Source organism: Sphingomonas longa (assembly GCF_016892685.1).
Taxonomy (GTDB): Bacteria; Pseudomonadota; Alphaproteobacteria; order Sphingomonadales; family Sphingomonadaceae; genus Sphingomonas; species Sphingomonas longa.
The window spans coordinates 56,357-79,145 of record NZ_JAFEMC010000007.1; the positions used below are offsets into that span (position 1 = coordinate 56,357).

General features: G+C 67.6%; 14 protein-coding genes. 4 read left to right on the plus strand and 10 right to left on the minus strand.

The window, feature by feature from the left end:
* Window positions 1–375: 375 nt before the first annotated feature.
* Window positions 376–1,749: an MFS transporter gene (locus ILT43_RS18275; protein WP_204200428.1), complete on the minus strand. Its 1,374-nt coding sequence runs from the start codon at window positions 1,747–1,749 to the stop codon at window positions 376–378.
* A 282-nt stretch (window positions 1,750–2,031) separates the two neighbouring features.
* On the opposite strand from ILT43_RS18275, the gene ILT43_RS18280 reads away from it, so the two are divergent.
* Window positions 2,032–3,672, plus strand: a complete 1,641-nt coding sequence (locus ILT43_RS18280) for a GMC family oxidoreductase (protein WP_204200429.1) — start codon at window positions 2,032–2,034, stop codon at window positions 3,670–3,672.
* Here ILT43_RS18280 and ILT43_RS18285 read toward each other — a convergent pair.
* The 4 genes from ILT43_RS18285 to ILT43_RS18300 form a co-directional block, all read right to left on the minus strand.
* A complete protein-coding gene (locus tag ILT43_RS18285; protein ID WP_204200430.1) occupies window positions 3,657–4,427 on the minus strand; it encodes a YkgJ family cysteine cluster protein in 771 nt (256 codons plus the stop codon). The genes ILT43_RS18280 and ILT43_RS18285 overlap by 16 nt on opposite strands.
* Before the next feature lie 77 nt (window positions 4,428–4,504).
* Window positions 4,505–6,187 (minus strand): MFS transporter, encoded by a 1,683-nt coding sequence (locus ILT43_RS18290; protein WP_204200431.1) that lies wholly within the window; start codon window positions 6,185–6,187, stop codon window positions 4,505–4,507.
* A gap of 13 nt (window positions 6,188–6,200) precedes the next feature.
* On the minus strand, window positions 6,201–7,646 hold the full coding sequence (locus tag ILT43_RS18295; RefSeq protein WP_204200432.1) for an NAD-dependent succinate-semialdehyde dehydrogenase: 1,446 nt from the start codon (window positions 7,644–7,646) through the stop codon (window positions 6,201–6,203).
* Window positions 7,643–8,920 carry an NAD(P)-dependent oxidoreductase gene (locus ILT43_RS18300; RefSeq protein WP_204200433.1) on the minus strand — a complete coding sequence of 426 codons (1,278 nt, stop codon included), beginning with the start codon at window positions 8,918–8,920 and terminating at the stop codon, window positions 7,643–7,645. The genes ILT43_RS18295 and ILT43_RS18300 overlap by 4 nt, the downstream gene beginning before the upstream one ends.
* A 244-nt stretch (window positions 8,921–9,164) precedes the next feature.
* Between ILT43_RS18300 and ILT43_RS18305 the strand changes: the two genes are divergently transcribed.
* Entirely contained in the window at window positions 9,165–9,488 is a 324-nt protein-coding gene (locus tag ILT43_RS18305) for a YciI family protein (RefSeq protein WP_204200434.1), read from the plus strand.
* A 28-nt stretch (window positions 9,489–9,516) separates the two neighbouring features.
* Here the strand turns inward: ILT43_RS18305 and ILT43_RS18310 are convergent, their stop codons facing one another.
* The 5 genes from ILT43_RS18310 to ILT43_RS18330 all read right to left on the minus strand — a co-directional run bounded on the left by ILT43_RS18310 (window position 9,517) and on the right by ILT43_RS18330 (window position 20,425).
* Window positions 9,517–12,261 (minus strand): DUF5695 domain-containing protein, encoded by a 2,745-nt coding sequence (locus tag ILT43_RS18310; protein ID WP_204200435.1) that lies wholly within the window; start codon window positions 12,259–12,261, stop codon window positions 9,517–9,519.
* 67 nt (window positions 12,262–12,328) lie between these two features.
* Window positions 12,329–13,567 (minus strand): chymotrypsin family serine protease, encoded by a 1,239-nt coding sequence (locus ILT43_RS18315; RefSeq protein ID WP_204200436.1) that lies wholly within the window; start codon window positions 13,565–13,567, stop codon window positions 12,329–12,331.
* Window positions 13,568–13,620: 53 nt separating this feature from the next.
* On the minus strand, window positions 13,621–14,385 hold the full coding sequence (locus ILT43_RS18320) for an SDR family oxidoreductase (RefSeq protein WP_204200437.1): 765 nt from the start codon (window positions 14,383–14,385) through the stop codon (window positions 13,621–13,623).
* A gap of 82 nt (window positions 14,386–14,467) precedes the next feature.
* Window positions 14,468–16,546: a beta-galactosidase gene (locus ILT43_RS18325; RefSeq protein WP_204200438.1), complete on the minus strand. Its 2,079-nt coding sequence runs from the start codon at window positions 16,544–16,546 to the stop codon at window positions 14,468–14,470.
* A gap of 57 nt (window positions 16,547–16,603) precedes the next feature.
* A complete protein-coding gene (locus ILT43_RS18330; RefSeq protein ID WP_204200439.1) occupies window positions 16,604–20,425 on the minus strand; it encodes a PAS domain S-box protein in 3,822 nt (1,273 codons plus the stop codon).
* A gap of 92 nt (window positions 20,426–20,517) precedes the next feature.
* Between ILT43_RS18330 and ILT43_RS18335 the strand changes: the two genes are divergently transcribed.
* Both ILT43_RS18335 and ILT43_RS18340 read left to right on the plus strand, forming a co-directional pair.
* Window positions 20,518–22,017 carry a tryptophan halogenase family protein gene (locus ILT43_RS18335; protein WP_204200440.1) on the plus strand — a complete coding sequence of 500 codons (1,500 nt, stop codon included), beginning with the start codon at window positions 20,518–20,520 and terminating at the stop codon, window positions 22,015–22,017.
* A complete protein-coding gene (locus tag ILT43_RS18340) occupies window positions 22,014–22,691 on the plus strand; it encodes a DUF6445 family protein (protein ID WP_204200441.1) in 678 nt (225 codons plus the stop codon). Before ILT43_RS18335 ends, ILT43_RS18340 begins: the two co-directional genes overlap by 4 nt.
* Window positions 22,692–22,789 lie beyond the last annotated feature (98 nt).

The following is a 22,789-nucleotide window of genomic DNA, read 5'->3' on the forward strand; positions in this document are numbered from 1 at the left end:
GTTCCTTCAGGATCGCCGGGCTTTTTGCGTGGGGCTTAGCGGCGTAAGAGGGAGGGGCGAGTGAAGTCCCGAAAGACGTGGAGTGCTTCAGGTTGCCTATCCCCGCGCAGCGAGTCCCGGACGGCGTAGAACGCCTCCGGTTGCCTATGCCCGCGCGGCGCTCCTCGGCACGCCGCGCCAGCGGATCATCGCGAGCGGCAGCGGGCTGAGAGCGAGGGTGGGGCACGTCTGCCATGCGCCCGCTTACCCATACGCCGTCGATGGCGGCAGCATGGGCTCACCCTACGTGTCATCATCCGCGAGCGATGCAGACAAAGAAAAAGCCGCCCGGCGATGACGCCGGGCGGCTCGCATCAGGCGTCGCGGTGATCGGTGTCAGTGGATGACGGACGTCCGCAGATCGGTCTGGCTGCTCTCGGGGATCGTGCGGGCGACGATCGCACCGACGATGCCGATGAAGACCAGATAGCCCGCCGGTGCCACTGGGTCGAACCGGTGCGACAGCCAGGCGGCGACCAGTGGCGCGGTGCCGCCGAACAGCACCGTCCCGACCTGATAGGCGATGGCGTGACCGGTCGCGCGGAAGGCGGTGGGGAACAGCTCCGGCATCGTCGTGAACGCCGTGCCACCATACAGTCCGACGCCCAGCGCCAGCATCACCTGACCCACAAACGCGGCATAGACGTTCCCCGACGCTGCCAGCATCAACGCGGGGAAGGCGACCAGCGCCATCAGCAGGCCGCCCGCGAACAGGATCGGCTTGCGGCCGAAGCGATCGCCCAATGCGCCCGATATCGGCATCATCGCGGCCAGCACCATGATCGCCGCCGCGTTGGAGAACAGTGCCGACGGTGCGGACAGTCCGCCCTCGCGGATCAGGAAGGGATAGAGGAAGGCGATCATCATGTTGGCGCCGACCGCGAGCGGGGCCTGCACCATGATGACGTTGAAGATCGAACGCTTGCCGGTGCGGCCGAGCGATTGCAGCGAGTTGACCTGCTCCGCTTCCGGGGCCGTTTCCTTGAGCTGTTGGGCGTCCTTGAATTCCTGCGGATCGTCCAGCGTCCGGCGCAGCCAGAACCCGACCAAACCGATCATGCCGCCCATCAGGAACGGCACGCGCCAGATCCAGTCGGCATAGGCTTCCGCGCCGCCGCTCAGTTGCAGGATCGTGATGAGCAACGCGGCGGCGGCGTTGGCGGTATAGCCGAAGAACCAGGTCCAGCCGATCCAGCGGCCGCGACTGCCGGGCGGGGCCGATTCGAGAACGAACGCGCTGTTGCCCGTCGTCTCGCCGCCCATCGCCAGCCCCTGCGCGCAGCGGCACAGCACCAGCAGGATCGGCGCGGCGACACCGATCGACGCATAGACCGGCAGCAGGCCGATCACCATGGTGCCGAGCGCCATCAGCCAGATCGAGACGCTGAGCACCGCGATCCGTCCGACCCGATCCGCCATCATCCCGAACAGCAGCCCGCCGAACGGCCGCGCGAGGAACGCCACGCCGTACGCGCCGAACGTGCTGAGCAGGGCGGTGACCGGATCGGCGTTGGGAAAGAAGTGCTGCGACAATACCGGCACCGAAAAGCCGAAGATCGCGAAGTCGTAGATCTCGCACAGATTGCCGATCGACGCCGCCGCCAGCGACCGCTTGGTCGTATTGGCGGGGATCGGTTCCGTCGGGGTGTCCGCCGCGATCATCGCGGTCGCCCCGTTCGACAGGCTGGTGGCGTCCGTTGCGGTGGTCATGATCGGCCGAATCCTCTCCTCGCCGCCGCCGTTCGCCCTGTTCGCCGCGGATCGGATGAGGATCCGCGGCATCGACGTTCATGCAGCGGTGGTATCTGCGCATCATCCCGCACCGACTTCGTACGAGCTAGCGAAAAACACCCGTCATCTTACCGTTTGACGGGAAAGCTCTTTCCGCCCGATGTGGCAGGTCTTGCAAAGTCCTGATGTTACAGCGGCATCTTCGATACGACCGGCCTCGCGCAAGGGGTGCGATGGCCGGCATGAGAGAGGAGCTGCGATATGCAGATCCACGATTACATCGTCGTTGGCGCCGGTTCGGCCGGTTGCCCGCTGGCGCGCGGCCTGTCCGACGATCCGGACATCAGCGTCCTGCTGCTCGAAGCCGGTCCACATGCGGATCGCTTCTGGGTACATACCCCCGCCGGCATGGCGAAATTGTACTTCGACCGCGTGCGCAACTGGAATTTCCGGACCGAGCCGATGCCGCGGCTGCATGATCGTCAGATGTACTGGCCGCGCGGCAAGATGCTCGGCGGATCGAGCGCGATCAACGGCATGGTCTTCATCCGCGGTCATCCCGGCGATTTTGACGGCTGGCGCGCGCGCGGCAATCCGGGCTGGGGCTATGACGATGTCCTCCCCTATTTCCGCGCGATGGAGCGGTTCGAACGTGGCGGCGACGCCTGGCGCGGCGGCGGCGGACCGCTGAGCGTCAGCGACCCGGTCGAGCGCATGGCGAGCAGCCACGCCTTCATCGCCGCCGCGCGCGCGCTGGGCGTTTCGCCGACCGAGGATATGAACGGAGAGGTGCACGACGGCGTCGGCTTCATGCAGCACAGCATCCGCAACGGTCGCCGCCACTCCGCTTACAACGCCTTCGTCGAACCCGTGCGCGCCCGTCCCAATCTGACGATCCGGACCGGCTGCGCGGTGCAGCGCGTGCTGTTCGACGGACGGCAGGCGATCGGCGTCGAGGTCAGGCACGGCGACGGACGGATGGAGACGATCCATGCCGCGCGCGAAGTGATCCTGTCCGCCGGTTCGATCAAGTCGCCGCAGATGCTGATGCTGTCCGGCATCGGACCGGGCGAACAGTTGCGCCGCCACGGCGTGACCGTGCTCCACGACCTGCCCGGCGTCGGCCGGAACCTCCAGGATCACTTCTACGTCCACACCGCGTTCCGGGCGACGGCGGACAGTTCGTACAACGCCCGGCTGAGCGGCTGGCGCAAATTCCGCGAGGGGTTGCGCTATCTGGCGACGCGCAAGGGCTGCCTCGCGCTGGGATCGTCACAGGTCGCGGCGTTCGTGAAGGGGAAGGCGGAGGAGCCCTATGCCGATCTTCAGATCAGCTTCCGCCCGATGACCTTCAACTATCATCGGGACGGGCAGGTCGCGGTCGATAAATATCCCGGCATGGGCGTCTCGGTGTACCAATTGCGGCCGACCGCGACCGGCACGGTGACGCTGGCATCGCCCGATGCGGCGGACAAGCCGCTGCTGACACCCAATTTCCTCACCAGCGCCTATGATGTCGAGACGATGATCGAGGGCATCCGCACGATCCGCCGGATCATGGCCGCGCCACCGATGGCATCGCGCGTCGTCGCCGAGGAAATTCCCGGCCCCGGCATCGCAAGCGACGACCAGATCCACCGCTTCATGGAGGAAACCGGCAATTCCGCGCACCACCAGGGCGGCACCGCCAGGATGGGCGACGACCCGCTGGCGGTGGTCGATGCGCGGCTGCGCGTGCACGGCGTCGAGCGGCTGCGCGTGGCCGATGCGTCGATCATGCCGTTCCTGACGTCGGGCAACACCAATGCGCCGACGATCATGATCGGGGTCAAGGCGGCGGCGATGATCCGCCAGGATGCGGTGCCGCGTCGTCCGATCGCCCGGGCTCAGGCGGAGACATAGGCCCGGTAGGTCGCCTCGGTCAGACCGGCCGCCGGCCCGCTCTCGCCGCCGGCGTCGGCGATCAATGCGGCGGTGTCGGCGGAATCGGTGACGAAGCGCCAGCCCGCCGGTGCCGCGGCGGGCGCACCCACCACCGCATCGATCGCCGCCCGCAGGCGGACGCCGTCGGGCAGCACGACCACGCTTCCTTCGTTGGCGAGCGCGACCGCGTGCAGGCCCAGTGCCTGCGCCAGCGACGCCTTGGCAGCGGCATCCGTTTGTTGTGCATCGGTGAGCGCGGCGATGGCGCCGCCGACCTCCTCGTCCACGATCCGGCCGGCCGCATCGATCAACGGCGGCGCGTCGGGAGACCACGCCTCCGGCGGACACAGTTTCGCCGCGGGATCGACGATGCGATCCGGCCGCATCTCGGCGGGATAGATGCGGCAGGCGCTCGGGCGTTCGGCATAGGCGCCGCACCGCATGTCCGGGAGAAGCCGCGGGCAAGGCCCGTCGAACGCGGCGACGAGCATCAGGCGGACGCGGATCGGCAGAGTGCCGCTGACGCCGGCAAACCCGCTCGCCCAGCGGTGCAACGCCGCCGGATCGTCGGGCGGGCCGAGATCGGGCGCGGCTTCGCAGAACAGCTCGACCACGCCGCCCGCCTCGCTCCAGTCCCGCGCCTCCCGGATCGACAACGGCAGGCGCAGGCCTTGGCAGCAGCGGCCACAGGCGGTGCAGGCGAATGTCAGGACGGGTGCGCCGGTCGTCGTCATCGGATCGCTGCTTGAACCATCGCACGGCCGATCGCGAGCCGGCTGGTCGTTGATACCATCATGAAGACCGCTCACCATCAGGCTGCGCGCGTCGGATCGGTCATCGGTTCGCGCGTCGTCGGTTCGTCGAGACTGGTGGGCACGACGCCGACCGAGCGTTCGATCAGGCGGTGGACGACCGACGGCAATCCCCCGATCCGCAGCCGGCGCAGCGCGTCCTGGTTTTCCGCATCGGCGATGGTCCGGCGCTGGTTGTGGCGGACATAGTCGAGCCACGTCGCGAAATCGAACCGCTCGACCCACAGGGTGGGATCGGCGAGATCGCGCGACAGCAGCCAATGCCGCGCGCCATCGCGCATGCGGATGCGGCGGCGTTCGCTCATCAGCGCCAGGAAAGCGACGATGTCCTCCGGCGCGACGCGGTGTTCGACCGCGATCGTGATCGGGCCGCTGCGCATGTCGACCGGAACCGCCGTATCCGGCTCCTTCCAGTCGTCGAGCGGGTCGAGCGAGACGTCGTCGGTATCCGACAGCGGATAGAGCCGGCCGCTCAGCGCGCTGACGATCAGCACGCCGCCGGCCAGCATCAGCGCGATCGCCGGGCCATGATCCTGCGCGGCGATCCCGAACAGCCAGCTGCCCAGCGCCATCCCGCCATACGCCGCCATCTGGAACAGCGCGAGCGCGCGGGCGACCACCCAGCGCGGCGTAGCGAGCTGGACGCTGACGTTGAGCGTGGCGAGCGCGAACACCCAGCCGGCCCCCGCCAGCGTCATCGCCGGCAGCGCCAGCAGCAACGATCCACCCAGACCCGCGCCGATCGCGCCCGCCGCCAGCACCAGCGAGGCGAGCGTCGTCACGCCCTCCGTCGACCAGCGCCGGCGCAGCGGTTGCAGCACCAGCGCACCGACCACCGCGCCCAGGCCGAACCCGCCGAACAACAGGCCATAGGTCAGCGGCCCGCCGCCGATCAGGTCGCGTGCGACCAGCGGCAGCAACGCCGGCACCGCGCTGGCGCCGATGCCGAAGATCGCCGCCCGGCCCAGCACGACGCGCAGGTGCGGCGACATCACGGCATAGCGCAGGCCGGCGGTCATCGCCCCGCCCAGTTGCTCGCGCGGCAACAATCGTGGTGGGCGCACCGGACGCCACCGCGCCAGCACGACGATCAGGCCGACATAGGACAAGGCGTTGACCAGGAACGCCGCCGCCGCGCCGGCCAGCGCGATGATCGCGCCGCCCACCGCCGGGCCGACGCTGCGCGCGATGTTGAAGCCCATGCCGTTCAGCGCCACCGCCTGCGGCAGGGCGGCGCGCGGCACCATGTCGCTGACCGACGCCTGCCACGCGGGGCCGTTGATCGCGGTGCCGCAGGCGATGGCGAAGGTGAAGAACAACAGGATCGCGGGCGACAGCCAGCCGATCCACGCCAGCACCGCCAGCGCGGCCGACAGCGCCAGCATCGCCAGCTGCGCCCACAGCATCACCTTGCGCTTGTCGAGATTGTCCGCCGCGGCGCCCGCCCACAATGCCAGCAGCAGGATCGGCAGCGTCGTCGCACCCTGCACCAGCGCCACCTGTTGCGGGGTGCCGCCGACTGTCGTCATCATCCACGCCGCCCCGACCGACTGGATCAGCCCGCCGAAGTTGGACACCAGGCTGGCGATCCACACCGCCCGAAACACCGGCTGGCGGAACGGTGCGAGCGCCGGGTCGGCGGCGTTCGTATCGGTGTCGTGCGGCGTGGTTCCGTCCTCCAAGGGCGCTCGCGACTCAGGCGCGGACCATCTGCTTCAACACCGTCTTGGTCACCTGATAGGCGTCGAGGCCCTGTTCGCCGCCTTCACGACCGACGCCGCTCTCCTTGACGCCGCCGAACTCCGCCTCCGCACCGGACACGGCGAAGCTGTTGGTCGCGACGACGCCGCAGTGCAGCTCGCTCCACAGGTGATCGACCTTGTCGATCGCGTTGGTGAAGACATAGGCGGCGAGCCCGACATGCGCGTCGTTGGCGATGCGCAGCGCCTGATCCATATCGTCGACCGGCGTGCAGAGCGCGAGCGGACCGAACGGCTCGGTCCACATCGCCTCGGCATCGAGCGGTACGTCGGCGAGGACGGTCGGCGCGTAGAAATGGCCGCGATTGCCGACCCGACGCCCACCGGCTGCGATCCGTGCGCCGCGCGCGACGGCGTCCGCGACCAGCCGCTCCATCTCGATCACGCGCCGGCCATTGACCAGCGGCCCCATGCCGATTCCCTCTTCGAAACCGTCGCCGACGGTCAGCGCGTCCGCGCCCGCGGCGAAGGCGGTGACGAACGCATCGTAGACACCGCGATGGATCAGGAAGCGGGTCGGCGATGCGCAGATCTGCCCCGCCATCCGGAACTTGGCGACGACCGCCTGTGCCGCGACGTTGGCGGGATCGACGTCTCCGTCGATCAGCACCGGCGCATGACCGCCCAATTCCATCAGCGCGGGCTTCACCCCCTCCGCGGCGAGGCGGGAAAGCTGCTTGCCGACCCCGACCGATCCGGTCAGCGTCACCATGCGGATCACCGGCGACAGCACCAGCTTGGTCGAGATATCGCCGGCAACGCCGTGGACGATATTGATCACGCCGGGCGGCAGGCCCGCATCCATGAAGCATTGCGCGAACAGGCAGGTCGTGGCGGGCGTTTCCCCCGCCGGCTTGATGATGACCGAACACCCCGCGGCGAGCGATCCGGATATCTTGCGCGACGGCGCGCTCAGCGGCACGTTCCACGGCGTGAACGCGGCGACGGGTCCGACCGGTTCGCGCACGACGAGTTGCTGCATCGGATGCGCGGACGGCACGATCCGGCCGTAGCGGCGCAGCAATTGCTCCGCATCCCAGTCGAGGAAGCTCGCCGAACGGATCACCTCGGCGCGCGCATCGGCGAGCGGCTTGCCCTGTTCGCGCGTGATCGTGGCGGCGAACAGCTCGATCCGCTCGCGCACCAGATCGGCGACGCGGTGGAGCAGCGCCGACCGATCGGGCGGCGACACCTTGCGCCACACGGCAAAGCCCCGTTCGGCGGCGGCAAGCGCGCGGTCCAGATCGGCTTCGGTCGCGTGGGTGGTGCGACCGATGACGCTTTCGTCGCTGGGATTGACGATATCCTCGCCGCCCGGACGGTCGTAGATCCATTCGCCGTCGATCAGCAGCCCGACGCGCGGATATGGGTAGTCGGTCATTGTGCGAACGTCCTGTGGCTCGGCACCAGAGCGGCAATGCCCGCGCCGCCACGCTGGGCGGCCTGAAGATATCCGGTGCGGATCGTGTTCGTCATCATCAGCGTGACGCCGTGCCGCGCGCCGAGTGCGGTCAGCCGCGTCAGCGCGTCGACCGTGGCGGCCAGCGGCGGCCCGGCGGCCGCCTCCCCGCGAACGGCGGCGAATGCGGCCGCGGCCGCCGCGCTGTAGGCGGAGCCGCTGGCAAGGATTGGCTCGATCGCCGTGAGGTCCAGACCCATCCGTTCCGCCGCCACGGCATTCTCCAGAACGATGAAGAGGTTGCTGGCCGCCAGTGCCGTTTCGATCAGGGTGATCGCCGCGCCAGCCTTGGCTGCGGACGGGGCCGCGCCTTTTGCCGCAAAATCCTGTCCGGTCGCGCGCTCCATGAACGGCACCACGTCATCCAGCCGCGCTTCGGGTCCCAGCAGGTTGAATGCCAGCCGGATCATCTCGCGCGCGGTGCCCGACGCCGGCATCGCGGCACCCGCCTCGACCCCGAGCGCGATCGCCTGATCGAGGTCCTTGACCATCAACGCCAAGGCGAAATCCGTGGAGGATTTCCCCGCCACTACCGCAGGCAGGAGTTTCCCCGTGATGAAGTTGCGCCCGCCTCCGCTGTCGAGTGCCGTCGTCATCGCTGCGATCGACAAGCCGAGCGCCCGCCCGACCGCTACGATCTCCAGCGTGCTCATCCGATAGGCGGCGTTGATGATATTGTTGATCGACTTCAGCGCCTGGGCGTCGCCGACCCGGTCGCTGCAGCGATGCACCTTGGGCGAGATCGCGTGCATCAGCGGCAGGGCCTTGCGGTAGGCTTCCGGCGCGCCCGACGCCATGATCGTGATGCTGCCGGCAATCGCGGCGGGGACGCCGCCCGCCACCGGCGCGTCGATCAGCGCAATCCCTCGATCGGCGAGCACCGCGGCGAAGCGGCGGGTTTCGCTGGGGATCCCGCTGGTCTGGTCGACGACGACCGTCCCCGCGGCCAGGGACTCCGCAAGCCCGCCGGGCGCCAACAGCACGTCTTCGACGTCGGCGCTGCGAGGCAGGCAGAGGAAGATGCAGGCGCTGTCGCTTGCAAGGTCGGCAAGCGAGCTGGCGGCATGGGCTCCCGCCGCGACGAGCGTATCCATCGCCGCTGTGCTGCGATCATAGACGTGAAGGTCGCACACCTTCGGAAGATGCGCGGCGAGCGAACGACCCATCGTCCCCAGGCCGATATAGCCCACCTTCATCGTGCGCTGGTCCTTGACCCGAGTTTCGTCGCGGCACTCGACACTTCGCCCGTCATCCTCATCCCCATCGCGGTCCGACGTTTCACGGACTTGCACGATATCAGGGTAAGCCGGGACGGATCGATGAGGAACGTCATGCACGCGGTAAGATGTTTGGCGGTGGGCGCGAAGGAGTTTCGTTTGATGCCGGCCGGTCCGGTCCTGTACCGTCAACACCTTGGCAAAGAACGGAACGGCCGACGCAATGATCTGGGCGATTTACTGTACCGATGTACCCGAATCGCGCCCGTTGCGCGACGAGCATCGCCTCGCCCACCGTGCCTATTTGAAGCTGTATGCCGAGCGCATCTTCTTCTCTGGGCCCCTTTGGGACGACGCCTGCTACGACCAGATCGGCAGCCTGTTCCTGATCGACCTGAACGGCCGTCCCGAGGCCGAGGCGTTCCTCGCGGAGGAGCCCTACACCGTCAACGGCGTGTTCGCGTCGATCCGCGTGACGCCGATGACCAAGGGGCATTTCAGCGCCGGCCTGTCCGGCGACAAGCGCGAGCGACCGGCCGCCGTATGAGCGACCGGTCGGGTGGTCTTCGCCCGGATTATGACGGGGTAAGCTCGACCGTGGTGGAGCGCGTGGCCAGCGGGATCGAATAGCCGCCGCGTACCACCGCCTTGCCGACCGGTGCATAGACACGGCCACCGGCGGCACCTGCCTCCACGAACAGTCGCGCGGCCGGGGTCGTGGGCGTCGCGGGATCAAGCGTCAGCGTGATGCGCCCCGTCGCCGGCGTGTACCGGGCCTGCGCGATCTTGCCCGCCTCCAACGTGATCCATGCCCCCGCCGGCGCGACGAACAGCCGGCTGCGTGCACCGTCTTTGGGGACGACGGTGACGGACCCGGCATTCTCGCGCAGGTTGCCGCCGTACGCCAGCCAGCCGAACTGCGCGTCCTTCACGACATAGGTCGCGGCGGTCAGCGCGTGGCCGTAGAAGCCCATGCCGTAATCGCCGGAATAGGCGTCCCATGTCATCATGTCGGGCGCGGAGTGGAATGCGGCGGACGAGAACCCTTCGCCGTCGACATTGGTGATTCCGCCGAGCAGGCCGCCATATGCGACGCGCAGAAGGTGCGTGTCCGCCGGGTTCTGACGATAGGCGTCGAACAGCGGCACGGCGTTCAGCGTCGATCCGTAATGGTGGACCTGCCGCTCGATCCGCGCGACCTTGCCACCGTACAGGAAATCCCAATATCGGCGCGCATTGCCGTTATAGCCCCAGTTCGGCACCGTCGGGTCGTATCCCAGGATCACCTCGCGCGTGACATCCGCCTGCGGCTGGTGGCCGAAATACCGCATCCACGCATACACCTCCGCCTGACCGGTCGAATCCCACGCCATCTCGCTGCCGAACGGATATTTCAGCGTCTGCCAATGGTCGGCGCGCTTGCGCATCAGCGCTTCCATGTTGGTCGCCTCCGCGGTCAGTCCCTCGCGCTTCAGGTCCTTCAGGATGTCGACGAACACGTCGCCCTCCATCAGCCCGAACTCGGCGTAATAGGGCGCGTCGCGCATCATCGCGACGGTGGTCTGGTACGCCTTGTCGAGGTACCAGCGCCATCTTTGCGTCTTGACCAGCCCGGGATGATTGCGCGCGGTGCGGTACAGCACCCAGTGCCCGATCGCGACGTGCGGGTAGTTGTAGGCGCGCCCCAGATCGCCGGCGTCCTTCTTCGACCAGGAGGTCCACGTCTTCCAATTGGCCGCCGCATTGTAGAAGCCGGGGTGCAGCTTCGGGTCGTAATAGAACAGGCTCTTCTTCACCGCGCCCGCGGTCGGACCGGTCGCGACCTGAAGGCCGCCGACGACGGTTTCGTTCACCAGCCGCTCCAGCCGGGCGATCTCCACCGCGTCGGGGTGATCGAGCTGCTTCATCATCGCCGCGACCCAGCTGCCGCCGCCGCCCTCGTCGCTCATCCCCGCGATCCAGACGCGCGGTTCCTGCGTCACGATGGCGTTCGCCTCGCGGTCATAGGTCAGGATCGCAGGCGAGCGGCCGAACGGATCACCTTTGCCCTCGAACCACTGCTTCGTCGTCGAGAAGCGGCCGATGTCTGCCATCGTCTGGTCCAGCGGCTTCGTTACGAAGTAGCTGACCGTCTGGACGCTGCCGTCCGCATAGCCGATCGAAAGCCGCGCCCGGCCCCAGCCGGTGCCGCGCACCGCCAGCTTCTGCCAGCCATTGACCTCCCCCGCGCGGGTCACGGTCAGCGCGTCGGCCGGCTCCACGGTCAGGCTGGTGATGGCTTTCGGCGCCTTCACGAACAGCGACGCCTCCAGATCGGTGGGCACGACATAGCCGGGAATTCCGATGGCGACCGGCCGCTGCTGCGCCGCCAGCGTCGTCTCGATCGCCCGGATGCTGGGAGATGGGACGAGGCGGACGCCGACCGTCCGCCGCTCGCCGGGGGCCAGCGTGAAGCTGGTCGGCGTATTCCACTGCTCCGCGGCCTTCGCCCATTCGCGCTCGGCGAAGCCCTTGCTGGCGACCGTCCAGTCGTAGAACCCCTCGGAGGTCTGGCCGCGATCGCTCCGGTCGGTGAACGCCGCCTCCTTCGCCCACTTGTCCTGCAGGATCGGCCGCCACGCCTCCAGCGGACTCGCCGCATCGGGCAGGACGAGCAGGGCGGGGCCGGCGCCGTTCAGCCGAGTGACCTGAAGATATCCCGCGTCGCGGCCGATATACGGGTCGACGAAGCTCGCCTGAGCATGCGCCTCGTCCAGCGAGCGATCGGTGATGATGTTGTCGAACACCATCGGCATGCCGAGTGCGCCGATCTCGACCGGAGCGGCGCTGCTGTTGATAATGGTAAAACGCAACGTCGGCACGCCGTTGTCGTTCATCCAGCGGCGTTCGATCGTCAGCGGCAGGCCGTCGCCCATTGTCGCGGTGATGTCCGCCCCTGCGATCATCCCGGCCGCAGCCGGAAGTGCGGTAATCGGGCGGCGTGCCTTGGCCGACGCGAAGTCACGCCATTCGCCGCCGCCGCTGCGCAGTCGCAGATGGAGGTCGCCGATATGGACATAGCCGTCGCCGGCCCGCTCTGCCTCCCGCGCGGACGGGACGAAATCGAAGCCGGGCGCGGCATCGGGGCGAAGGCTGGCCAGCGTCTGCGTGTCGCTGCGCAGCGCCAGCGCGAAGGTACCGACGCGGTACGGCGTCGTCGCGATCGGCGGGTAGCTGGGCTTCGCGGGCTTATCCTGTGCCGTGACGTGCACCGCCGGACCGAGCAGGGCGGGGACGACCGCGATCATCGCCCAAAGGCTGACCGACCGAAACATCCTCATTCCGCATCCCCTGAATACCGTATACCATCGCTATTTGTCTGAGCAGCGTCCACAAAGCAAGGGCGCTCTAAGGCGCGGTCAGCAATCGCCAGCCGGTCGGCAGATAATCCGTCGACATATAGAAGTAGAACGCGCAGCTGCCGTCCGTGCGATAGCTGCCGCCCTTCAGGATGCCATAGGCGGTGGTGCCGAGAAACACCGGGCTGCCGCTGTCGCCGCCCTTGCAGGTCGGCCCCGCCACCGTCGTCCACGTCGGCAGGCACGCACCGCCGCACAGGTCGCCGGCGGGTGCGAAGTCGGTCAGCTCCACCAGCGAGCAGCTATAACCGGTCCGCTCGCCGCGATGGCAGACGATGTCGCCCGCCCGCGTCGCTGCTCGCCCGCGCGCGCCCGTGACCGGGCGGGTCAGCATCTTCGCGGTGTCCGCGAAGAACACGGGCTGGAGGGGGCGGGGGCTGAGGTTGATCTGCACATCCTGGTTGCCCCAACCCCATTGTCCGGCGAACTCCAGCATCTCCTCGCCTCCGTCGGCGGTGCGGACGCTGACCGAGTCCGCACAATGCGCGGCGGTGGCGATCGCGTCGCGCGTGCCGTCGGTGACGACGAAGCCGGATGTGCAGACATAGCGGCGGGTGTCTCCCGGCACGCTGCCCATCAGCCGCATGCCGCCCGACACGTCCTGCAGGTCCAGCGCCGGCTGATCGACCACGCGCAGCCGCACCGGGACTCCCGCCAACGTCGCGAGCCGATCACGCAGCAGCTCGACGCCCTCGCGCTCGACATCGCGGCCGGAAACCACCGCGACGAGTTCGCCCGTGCGTTGATCGACGCCGAGCCCCGGCGGCCCGATCAGGCTGGCGCGGATCGCCGCCTGATGCGCGGTGATCGCCTGCACCAGCTCGGTCTGGCTGGCCTTTGCTCCAGTGACGAAGCTGACGACCGCGGTGTCGCCGGCGAGGTTCAGCGTTTCCTCGGCCAAGGGCGTGTCGCCGGTGAGCAGCACGACGATGCGGAACGTCGGCCGATGATCGATGGCGATCCCGGCGAGGCGGTCGGCATAGCGGCGGGCGATGTCCTCCGTCGCGGGGATGCTCGCCTCTTGCAGGCGCAGCTGCCGGGCGGCTTCTTCCGGCGTGACCGCTAGCCTTGCCGCGATCGCACCGGCGTCCTGCATCCGCGCCGCATCGGCGGTTTGCAGGACGGTCGGCGGCGGCGGCAGCGGCGGGATGACAACGGATTGCGCCGCCGCGCCGCCCGCTACCAGCACCGCCGCCGCGACGATGATCGATGTTACGCCCCAGCCCACGCTTGTGCTTTAGCGGGGCAAGCTAACTGGAGCGTGAACGATCCTCCGGCCCCCTATTCGCCGCGCGCCTTGGCGGCGAACTCGTTCAGCTGCACCAACGTCTCGTCGAACCGCCCTTCCGCTTCGGCACGGCGCAGGAAGCCGACGCGCTCGACCAGGATTTCGGGCGGGGTCGGCTGTTGCCGGAACAGCGTGATGACCTCGTCCGCGAACTCGTCCAGCGGCTGATAGCCGGGGCGGTTTTCCTGACCCGGCGTCAGGCCGGTCTGCACCGCCGGCGGCGCGAGTTCAATGACCTCGACCTTGTCCTTCAGCACGTGGCGCATCGCGACGGTGTAGGAATGGATCGCCGCCTTCGTGGCATTGTAGGTCGGGGTGGCGACCATCGGCACGAACGCCAGGCCGGACGTGACGTTGACGATCGCGGCATCCTGCTGCTGCGTCAGGTGATCGATCAGCGCATCGATCAGCCGGATCGGACCGAGCAGGTTGGTCGTGATCGTCGCCTCCGCATCCGCAAGGTCGCGCGACCGGTCCAACGTCTCGAACCGCATGATGCCGGCATTGTTGATGAGAACGTTGAGCGTGGGATGGTCGGCGAGCAGGCGCTTGGCGAAGTCGGCGACACCCTCCGCGCTTTCCACGTCCAGCGTGATCGCGTGCATGTTCTCGCGATCGGCGCACGCCTTTTGCAGCGCATCGAGACGACGGCCGGCGACGATGACGGTGTTGCCCGCATCATGGAAACGGTGAGCCAGCGCCTCACCGATTCCCGATCCGCCGCCGGTGATGAGGATGGTATTGCCGCTCGTTTTCATGCGCTTCGCTCCTTCGACGTGGAGCCGGTGATGTAGCGCGCGGTTGTTGGCCGATAAGATGCTCGCAAAAATATGGCTCGCGCTAGCGCCCGTCCTCCTCGACGATCGCGACATCCCAAGGGATCAAGGAAAGCGGTGCGCCAGCCGCGACCTTACGCGTCTTCAGCAATTCCGTGCCGCCGCGAGTGAACGACAGGTGTTGCGGGCTCGCCGAATAGTTGAAGACGTAATGGACGCGGTGCCCGTTCTTCAGCGTGCCACCCTTCACGATCAACGGGAAACGAACGCCAGGCAGGGTCGGCTGCACGCCCGCCCGCTCGACCTCCGCCGCGACGATCCTTTCGACCAGCGCATCGCTGGGCATGAAGCCGATATAGCTGACCTCGCCCTTGCCCCAGTCGTTGCGCGTCATCGCCGCGGACGCGGGCCACGACGGATGCTTGTAGCGCGCGACGACCTTGGCGGTGGTGGGGGTCAGCATCTCCATCCACCAGCGTGCCGTGTTGTCCGTCTCGCCGACGCCGAACGGATCGCCGTCGAGCGTGACGCCCTCCGGGATCGTGAACTGCTGATACGTCACGCCCGCCGCCTCCGCGATCGCGCCGGGCTGCGTCGCGTAGCGCACTTTGGTGTTCTCGTCGGAAAAGCCGCTCTTGAACGTATAGAGCAGGTGGCCGCCGCGCTTGGCGAAGTCGTTCAGCCGGCCGATCTCGGCATCGCTGGCCGCGTAAAGGGCGGGCACCACGATCAGCTTGTAGTCGTCCAGCTTCGCGGTGGAGTCCGGCGACAGAATGTCGACCTCGACGTTCATCCGGTACAACGCGTCGTAAAACGGCCGCAGCACCTGATTATAGTCGACGCCACCGTCCGGCTTGAACGAGTCGAAGGCGCTGAGCGCGATATTGCTGACGTAGATCGCGACGCGGTTGCGCTTGGACATGCCCGCGAGTTTCGGCCCGATGCGTTTCAGGTCGGCCCCCACCGTCGATGCCTCCGCATAGACGGCGTTCGGCTTGTAATCCTGCGACAGCAGCCCGCGCCAATAGGTTTCGATCGCGTTCGCGGTCGTTGCCCAGTGCCAGTATTCGACCATCTGCGCGCCCGACGCCAGGTGGCTGAACGCCTGCAAGCGCAACTGGCCGGGATAGGGAGTCCAGTGCGCAAAACCCTGCGCCTCCGTCTCCAGCACCAAGTAATTCTGGCCGTTGCGCATGGATCGGGTCACGTCGCCGCCGAACGCGATTTCCGCCCCCGTCAGCTTGTCCTGACTGGGATGATAGATGTCGATGCCCGCGATATCGAGCGGCCTCGCCGATTTCCAGTGATCGACCTCCGGCTGGATGCCGAACGAATGACCGCGCCAGCCGAGATCGAAGTTCTGCGTCAGGAACTGACCTGGTTTCGCATGCGCGCGCACGAGCTTCGCCTGCCACGTCAGGAAGTCGGTGACGAGGCTGCGCTGGAACGTTGCGAAGGCGTTCGACAGGCTGGCGTTGATCGATCCGTTGACGGAGGGGAAGTCCTCCCACCTGTTGATGCGGTTGCTCCAGTAGTCGAGGCCGTATGCCTTGTTCATCGCATCGAGGCTCGGCCACTTCGTCTTCATCGATGCGACGAAGGCGGTCTGCACGTTCGGGCCGCTGGTGTTGTAAGCCTTGGTCTCGTTATCGAGCTGATAGCCGATGACGGCGGGATGATCCTTCACGTGATCGATCAGTGCGACGATCACGCGTTCCGACGCGGCGCGGTAGTCTGGATCGGTGATGTCCATGTTCTGCCGCCGGCCATACTCCGCGCGACCCTGCGGCGTGACGACCAGCACGTTCGGATGGGTGCGCGCCAACCACGTCGGCACCGCATAGGTGGGCGTACCGACGATGACCTTGATGCCCTGACGATGCATCGCCGCCAGCATCCGATCGACATGGCTGAAGTCGAAAACTCCCGGCTGCCGCTCCAGCGTTCCCCATGTCGACTCCGCGATGCGGACGACCGTGATGCCCGCCGCCCTCATCATTCGCGCATCCTCGTCGACCCGGTCGACCGGCGTGTATTCGTCGTAATAGGCGACCCCGTAGAGGATCGTGTTCGGCAACTGAGCTGCGGCCGGAAGCGATACGACAGCAGTCAACGACAGTCCGACCGCACCTAAAATCCGCATCGCCGTCACTCCATTTTGTCCGAGTATAAGGCGCTGGTTCGGAACGACAACACCGTGTCAGTGGCTGGCGGCTTCCGCCAGTATCGCGATCAGGTCCGCCTGACGGAACGGCTTCACCAGCCGCGGCAGGTCGGGCGCGATCCCTTCGACATCGGCATAACCGGATACGATCAGGACACGCGTGGCCGGCAGCCGGCGTAGCACGTCGCGCGCAAGCTCGGTGCCGGTCTTGCCCGGCATCAGATGATCGGTGACGAGCAGGTCGGGCCGCAACCCGGCATCCAGCCGGCTGAGCGCATCCTCAGCAGAGTTCGCCTCGATTACCGCATAGCCCAGATCGGCGAGCATGTCGGCGGTGCTGGAGCGCACCAGTTCCTCGTCGTCCACGACCAGTACCGATCCCGCGCGCGGCGTGGTGGCCACCTCGTCCGCACGCTCGATGCCATCCGGGCTGGCATCGGTACTCGGCAGCCACAGGACGACGGCGGTTCCAAGCCCCGGCCGGCTGTCGATCGTCAGTGCACCGCCGAGCTGCGCCGCAAGGCCGTGGACCATCGACAGCCCAAGCCCGGTTCCCTTCCCGATACCCTTGGTCGAAAAGAACGGCTCTACCGCGCGCCGCAGCGTATCCGGGTCCATACCGGTGCCCGTATCCGCCACCGCCAGCCGCACGTAATGGCCCGACCGGAGCCCTGCCCGTTGCGCCTCGTCCGACGTGGCGGGGCGCGCCGTGATGCTGAGCCTGCCACCCTCCGGCATCGCATCGCGGGCGTTCACGCTGAGGTTCAGGATGGCCATCTCCAGCTGGTTCTGGTCGGCGACGGCCGCGGGCAGGTCGTTCGCGACCTCGACGTCCAGCTTGATCTGCGGACCCGACGTGCTGGCGACCAGATCGGCCATCCCGCCCACCAGCGCCTTCAGGTCGACGGCGCGCGGCTGGAGCGGTTGCCGGCGCGCGAACGCCAGCAACCGCTGGACCAGCGTCCTGGCGCGATCGGCCGACTGGATCGCACCGGCGATCAGGCGCTGCTCCCGCTCGCCGCCCAGTCCCTTGCGCTGGAGCATGTCGAGGCTGCCGACGATCGGCGTCAGCAGGTTGTTGAAATCATGCGCGACACCACCGGTCAGACTGCCCATCGCCTCCATCTTCTGGCTCTGGCGCAGAGCTTCCTGCGTCGCCGCGAGATCGGCTTCGGCGCGCAGACGATCGGAGATGTCGTTCGCCAGATGGAATGCGCCGATGATCCGGCCGCTGTCGTCGCGCAGCGGCGTGTAGGTGATCTCCCAGGCGGGCTGACCCAGTTCGGGACGGCCGAACGTTTCGACGATCGTGAACGTCTCGCCGTTCAGCGCGCGCCGCATCAGTCCGCGCATGACCTCCCGCTGTTCGGGTATGAACAGGTCGGGAAAGACGTCGCCGATCTTCGTGTCGAAGCCGTTGACGCGGCGAAACTCGTCATTGTGCGCCTTGTTGAAGGCGATCAGGCGCAGATTGGCATCGAACGCGCAGATCGGCGAGCCCGTCGATTCAACAATATCGTGATATTGGCGGATCTGCGTAGTCCGCTCCAGCACCTGCCGTTCCAGCGTCTCGTTCAGGTCGAGCAGCCGGTCCTCGGCCTGCTTGCGCGCGCTGATGTCGTTGAACAGGATCGCGACACGGTTCGGATCCGCGTCGCTCGGACGGAAGGCGTGCACGTCGAACCAGCGGCCCATCGCCCGGGAGCCGTTTTCGAACCGCACAGGCTCGCCCGTCTGCGCGACCCGGCCGTAAACGTCGAACCAGTGTTGCTCATGCTCTGGTACGAGGTCGCGCATCCAGCGACCGACGGCCCCGATCAGGCCCGTCTGCCGTTCGAACGCGGGGTTCACCTCGTCGAAGCGGTAGTCGACGGCGCGGTCGCCCTCGAACCTCATCTCCACCACGCAGAAGCCGACATCCACCGCCTCGAACAGGGTGCGGTAGCGTTCCTCGCTCTCGCGCAGCCGCGCCTCCGCGCCGACGCGCTGGACGTGCGCCCAACAGCGTTCGACCACGGTCTCGACCAGGGCGACATCCTCGCCCCGCCACGTGCGCGGGCGATCCTGATGCACCGCCATCATCGCCACCAGCCGTCCGTCCTTGACCAGCGGGCAGCAGATGATCGCGCCGACGCCGATCGACAGGAACATGTCGCGCCCATCGGCCGGGGCAAGTTCCGCCGGGACGTCGGATACGACCAGCGTCCGACCCTTGCGCATGTCGGCGGCGGCACGCGATCCGAACAGGTCCAGGCTGTAGGTGCCGGCGGAGCTGGCGATGCCGGGCGCGACATAGTCGTCGCGGATGAAGAACCGGTCGCTGTCGGCGTCGACATCCGCATAGGCGCAGCGCGAGGCGTCGACATGCCGCGCCAGCAGTTCCGCCGCGGCCAGCATGGCGGTGGGGGCGTCGGTCGCCGCCTGGAGCGTCTCGTCGAGGTCGCGCAGGAAACGCAGGCGCCGCTCGCTGGTGCGAAGGACGTCCTCCGCCCGCTTGCGCTCCGTCACATCGACGGCGGTGCCGACGATCCGCATGCAGCGGCCATGCTCGTCGAACTGACTGCGGCCCTTGGCGGCGATCCAGCGGACGACCCCGTCATCCTTGCCGACCGCGCGATACTCGACATCGTAGAGCGTGCGCCGGTCGGGATCGCAGGCGGCGGCATAGGCGGCGAAGGTTCGGTCGCGATCCTCCGGATGAACGCCCTCGCGAAAATCCTGCATCGTCACCGGCACGTCCGCGAAGATCCCGAACATCCGCTTCACGATCGGCGGCCAGATCAGCACGTCGGCGACCACGTCGACGTCCCAGAACCCCACATCGGCGGCCTCCGTCGCCATCCGCAGCCGTTCCTCGCTCCTCGCGAGCGCGGCGCGGTTCTCCTGACGCTCGGTCATGTCGAGCATGGCGCCGATCATGCGCTGCGCGACGCCATCGTCGTCGCGGATCACATGGCCGCGATCCAGCACGCTGGCGTAACTGCCGTCGAAGCGGCGGAACCGATACTCGCCGCTCCAGCTTTCGGCGCCGCCGTCGATAGCGGCGTGGATGCTGCCGTCGATCCGTTCGCGGTCATCGGGGTGGATGTGCGCGATCCACCACTCGCCGGTCGCCTCCACCTCGTCCGGCTCGTAACCGTAATGGGCCGCCAGCGCAGCATTCCAGATCACGTGATTGGTCGCGAAATCCCAATCCCAGACGGCATCGTTGGTGGCGCGCGCGACCAGCCGGTACCGCTCCTCGATCGCCCGCAGCGCGGTTTCCGCCTGCTGCTGCCGCGCGACCGTCCGGGTGAGTTCCTCGCCGCGCTGTTCCTGCTCCCTCAACGCGCGGCGAAGCTCCAGCTGCGTCATGACCTGACGCGCCAACACCTCCAGCACCAGCCGCTGATGCGCCGTAATCCCATCCGGCCGCGGCACCCGGTCGAGCACGCAAACGGTACCAATCGGCAAACCACTCGCACTACGCAGCAACGCCCCCGCATAAAACCGCAAACCACCCTCCGCAGTGACCAGCGGATTGGCCGCGAAGCGTTCGTCCGCACGCGTATCGGGCACGACCATGACGTCGTTCTGGAGGATGGCGTGCGCACAGATCGACACGTCGAGCGGCAGTTCGCGCCCGCCGATCCCCAACTCGGCCTTAAACCACTGGCGATCGGTCGACACTAGGTTCACGACCGCGATTGGCGCTCCGAAGGTTTCCGCCGCCAGCCGGACCAGGTCGTCAAAATCGGGCTCGCGCGGGGTGTCGAGGATCGCATAACTTTCTAGCGCCGCGATCCGCTCCGCCTCCGACCAGGATGCGGGATTGAGCGGGGTACGGCGGGCCGGGGCCGCAATGTCGTGCGCATCCATTGCGCGAGGCTAGCAGCCCAAGCCGGTCTCGGCAGCCGGAAAACGCGCGCCAATCCGGGTGCATTTGCTGCCGGATCGGCCTACCAAGCGATATGGACCCGCAGGCACGAATACGGCGCGTCGTAATCCTGGGGGGTGGGACTGCCGGCTGGATGACGGCGGCGGCGCTGTCGCGCAGCTTCGGCCGCTCCGTATCGATCACGCTGCTGGAGTCGGAGGAGATCGGCACCGTTGGGGTCGGCGAGGCGACGATCCCGACGATCCACTGGTTCAACGACCTGATCGGTCTGGACGAGGCGGAGTTCCTCCGCGCGACCAAGGCGACGTTCAAGCTGGGTATCGAGTTCGTCGACTGGGCGGCGCCGGGCAGCCGCTACTTCCACCCGTTCGGCCAGTTCGGCGCGTCGCTGCCGGGGGTCGCCTTCCACCATCGCTGGCTGAAGGCACAAGCGGAGGGGCTGGACATGCCGCTATCCGATCTATCGCTGGCGGGCAGACTGGCGGCGCAGGGACGGTTCGCGAAGCCTGCCGGCGATGGGCGATCGATCCTCTCGACGCTCGGCTACGCCTATCATTTCGATGCCGGCCTCTATGCGGCCTATCTGCGCCGGCTGAGCGAGCGGCACGGCGTGCAGCGGGTCGAGGGTAAGATGCAGGCGGTCGAGCGGCACCCGGAGACGGGCTTCGTCACGGCGCTCACGACGGAGCGCGGCGAGCGGCTGGAGGGTGACCTGTTCGTCGACTGCTCGGGTTTCAGTGCGCTGCTAATTGGAAAGGCAATGGGGGAGGTGTTCGAGGACTGGTCCCACTGGTTGCCCTGTAACCGCGCGGTGGCGGTCCCGTGCGCGCGGACCGCGGCGACGACGCCCTTTACGCGGTCCACGGCGCGTGCGGCGGGATGGCAGTGGCGGATCCCGCTCCAGCATCGCACCGGGAACGGGTATGTCTATGCGTCACGATATATCTCGGACGACGAAGCGGCGGCGACCCTGCTTGCGAACCTCGACGGCGAAGCATTGGCGGAACCGCGCATGCTATGCTTCGCCGCGGGTATGCGGCGGCGCGCGTGGCGGGGCAATGTCGTAGCGGTCGGGCTGTCATCGGGGTTTCTGGAGCCGTTGGAATCGACCAGCATCCACCTGATCCAGAGCGGCATTACCAAATTGCTGACGCTGTTCCCCGACCGTAATTGCGACCCCGCGCTCGCCGATCGGTACAACCAGTTGCTGGGACGAGACATGGACGGGATCAGGGACTTCCTGATCCTCCACTATCACGCGACAAGCGGACGTGACGAACCGCTGTGGCGACACTGCCGGACGATGACGCTGCCCGACACGCTGCTGGCGCGAGAGGAGCAGTATCGCCGCTCCGGCCGGCTGATGCTCGACCCCGAGGAGCTATTTCGCGACGCAAGCTGGCTGGCGGTGCTGAACGGGCAGGGGATCACGGCAACGGGGTACAACCCGCTGGCGGACGCGATCGACAGCGCCACCAATCGCGCGCAGGTGCAGCAGATCGCCGACGTCATCACGCGCGCGGCACCGACGCTGCCGCTGCACGACACGGTGCTGGCGGAGCTGATGGCGTGATCCGGCCCGACATCGCCGCACGGCGGATCGGACAGGAGGCACAGCCGATCGCGATCATCGACGGCTTCCACCCCGATCCGGATGCGCTGCGTCTTGCGGCCGCGCGCGCCGCGTTCGAGCCGAGCCGGAACCACTATCCTGGCATCCGCGCCACGCTGCCGGTCGATTATTTCGACCGCGTCCGGCCCGCCCTGACGACGGCGCTGAGAGGTGTGTTCGGACTGGCGGGCGACGTGGCGCTGATCGACGCCAGCTTCTCGATCGTCACGCACCCGCCGGAGACGCTGAGCGTGCAGCAGCGACTGCCACATATGGACGCCGTGGACCTGAACCGCATTGCGCTCGTCCAGTATCTGGACCCGGCCGGTGGCGACGGCACCGCGTTCTTCCGGCATCGCGCGACCGGGTACGAGACGATCGACGCAATGCGGTCCGAGCGGTACCTTGCGACGCTCAATGCGGAGTTGCAGCAGGGCGGAGCGCCGCCGGCGAGCTATGTGACGGAGTCGACGCCGCTGTTTGAGCGGATCGCGCAGGTCGACGCACGGTACAATCGTGCGGTGCTGTATCGTAGCGCGTTGCTGCACAGCGGGGCGATCGCACCCGACGCAGTGCTGAGCGACGACCCGACACGCGGGCGGCTGACGGTGACGGCGTTCCTGTCGCTGGGCTGAAGTCGGACGGATCGACATTCAGGCTGGAATTCAAACGATTACCGCAGGTGCGCCGTCACCCGGACTTGGTTCGGATCATGGGCCTTCGCGGGAGCACA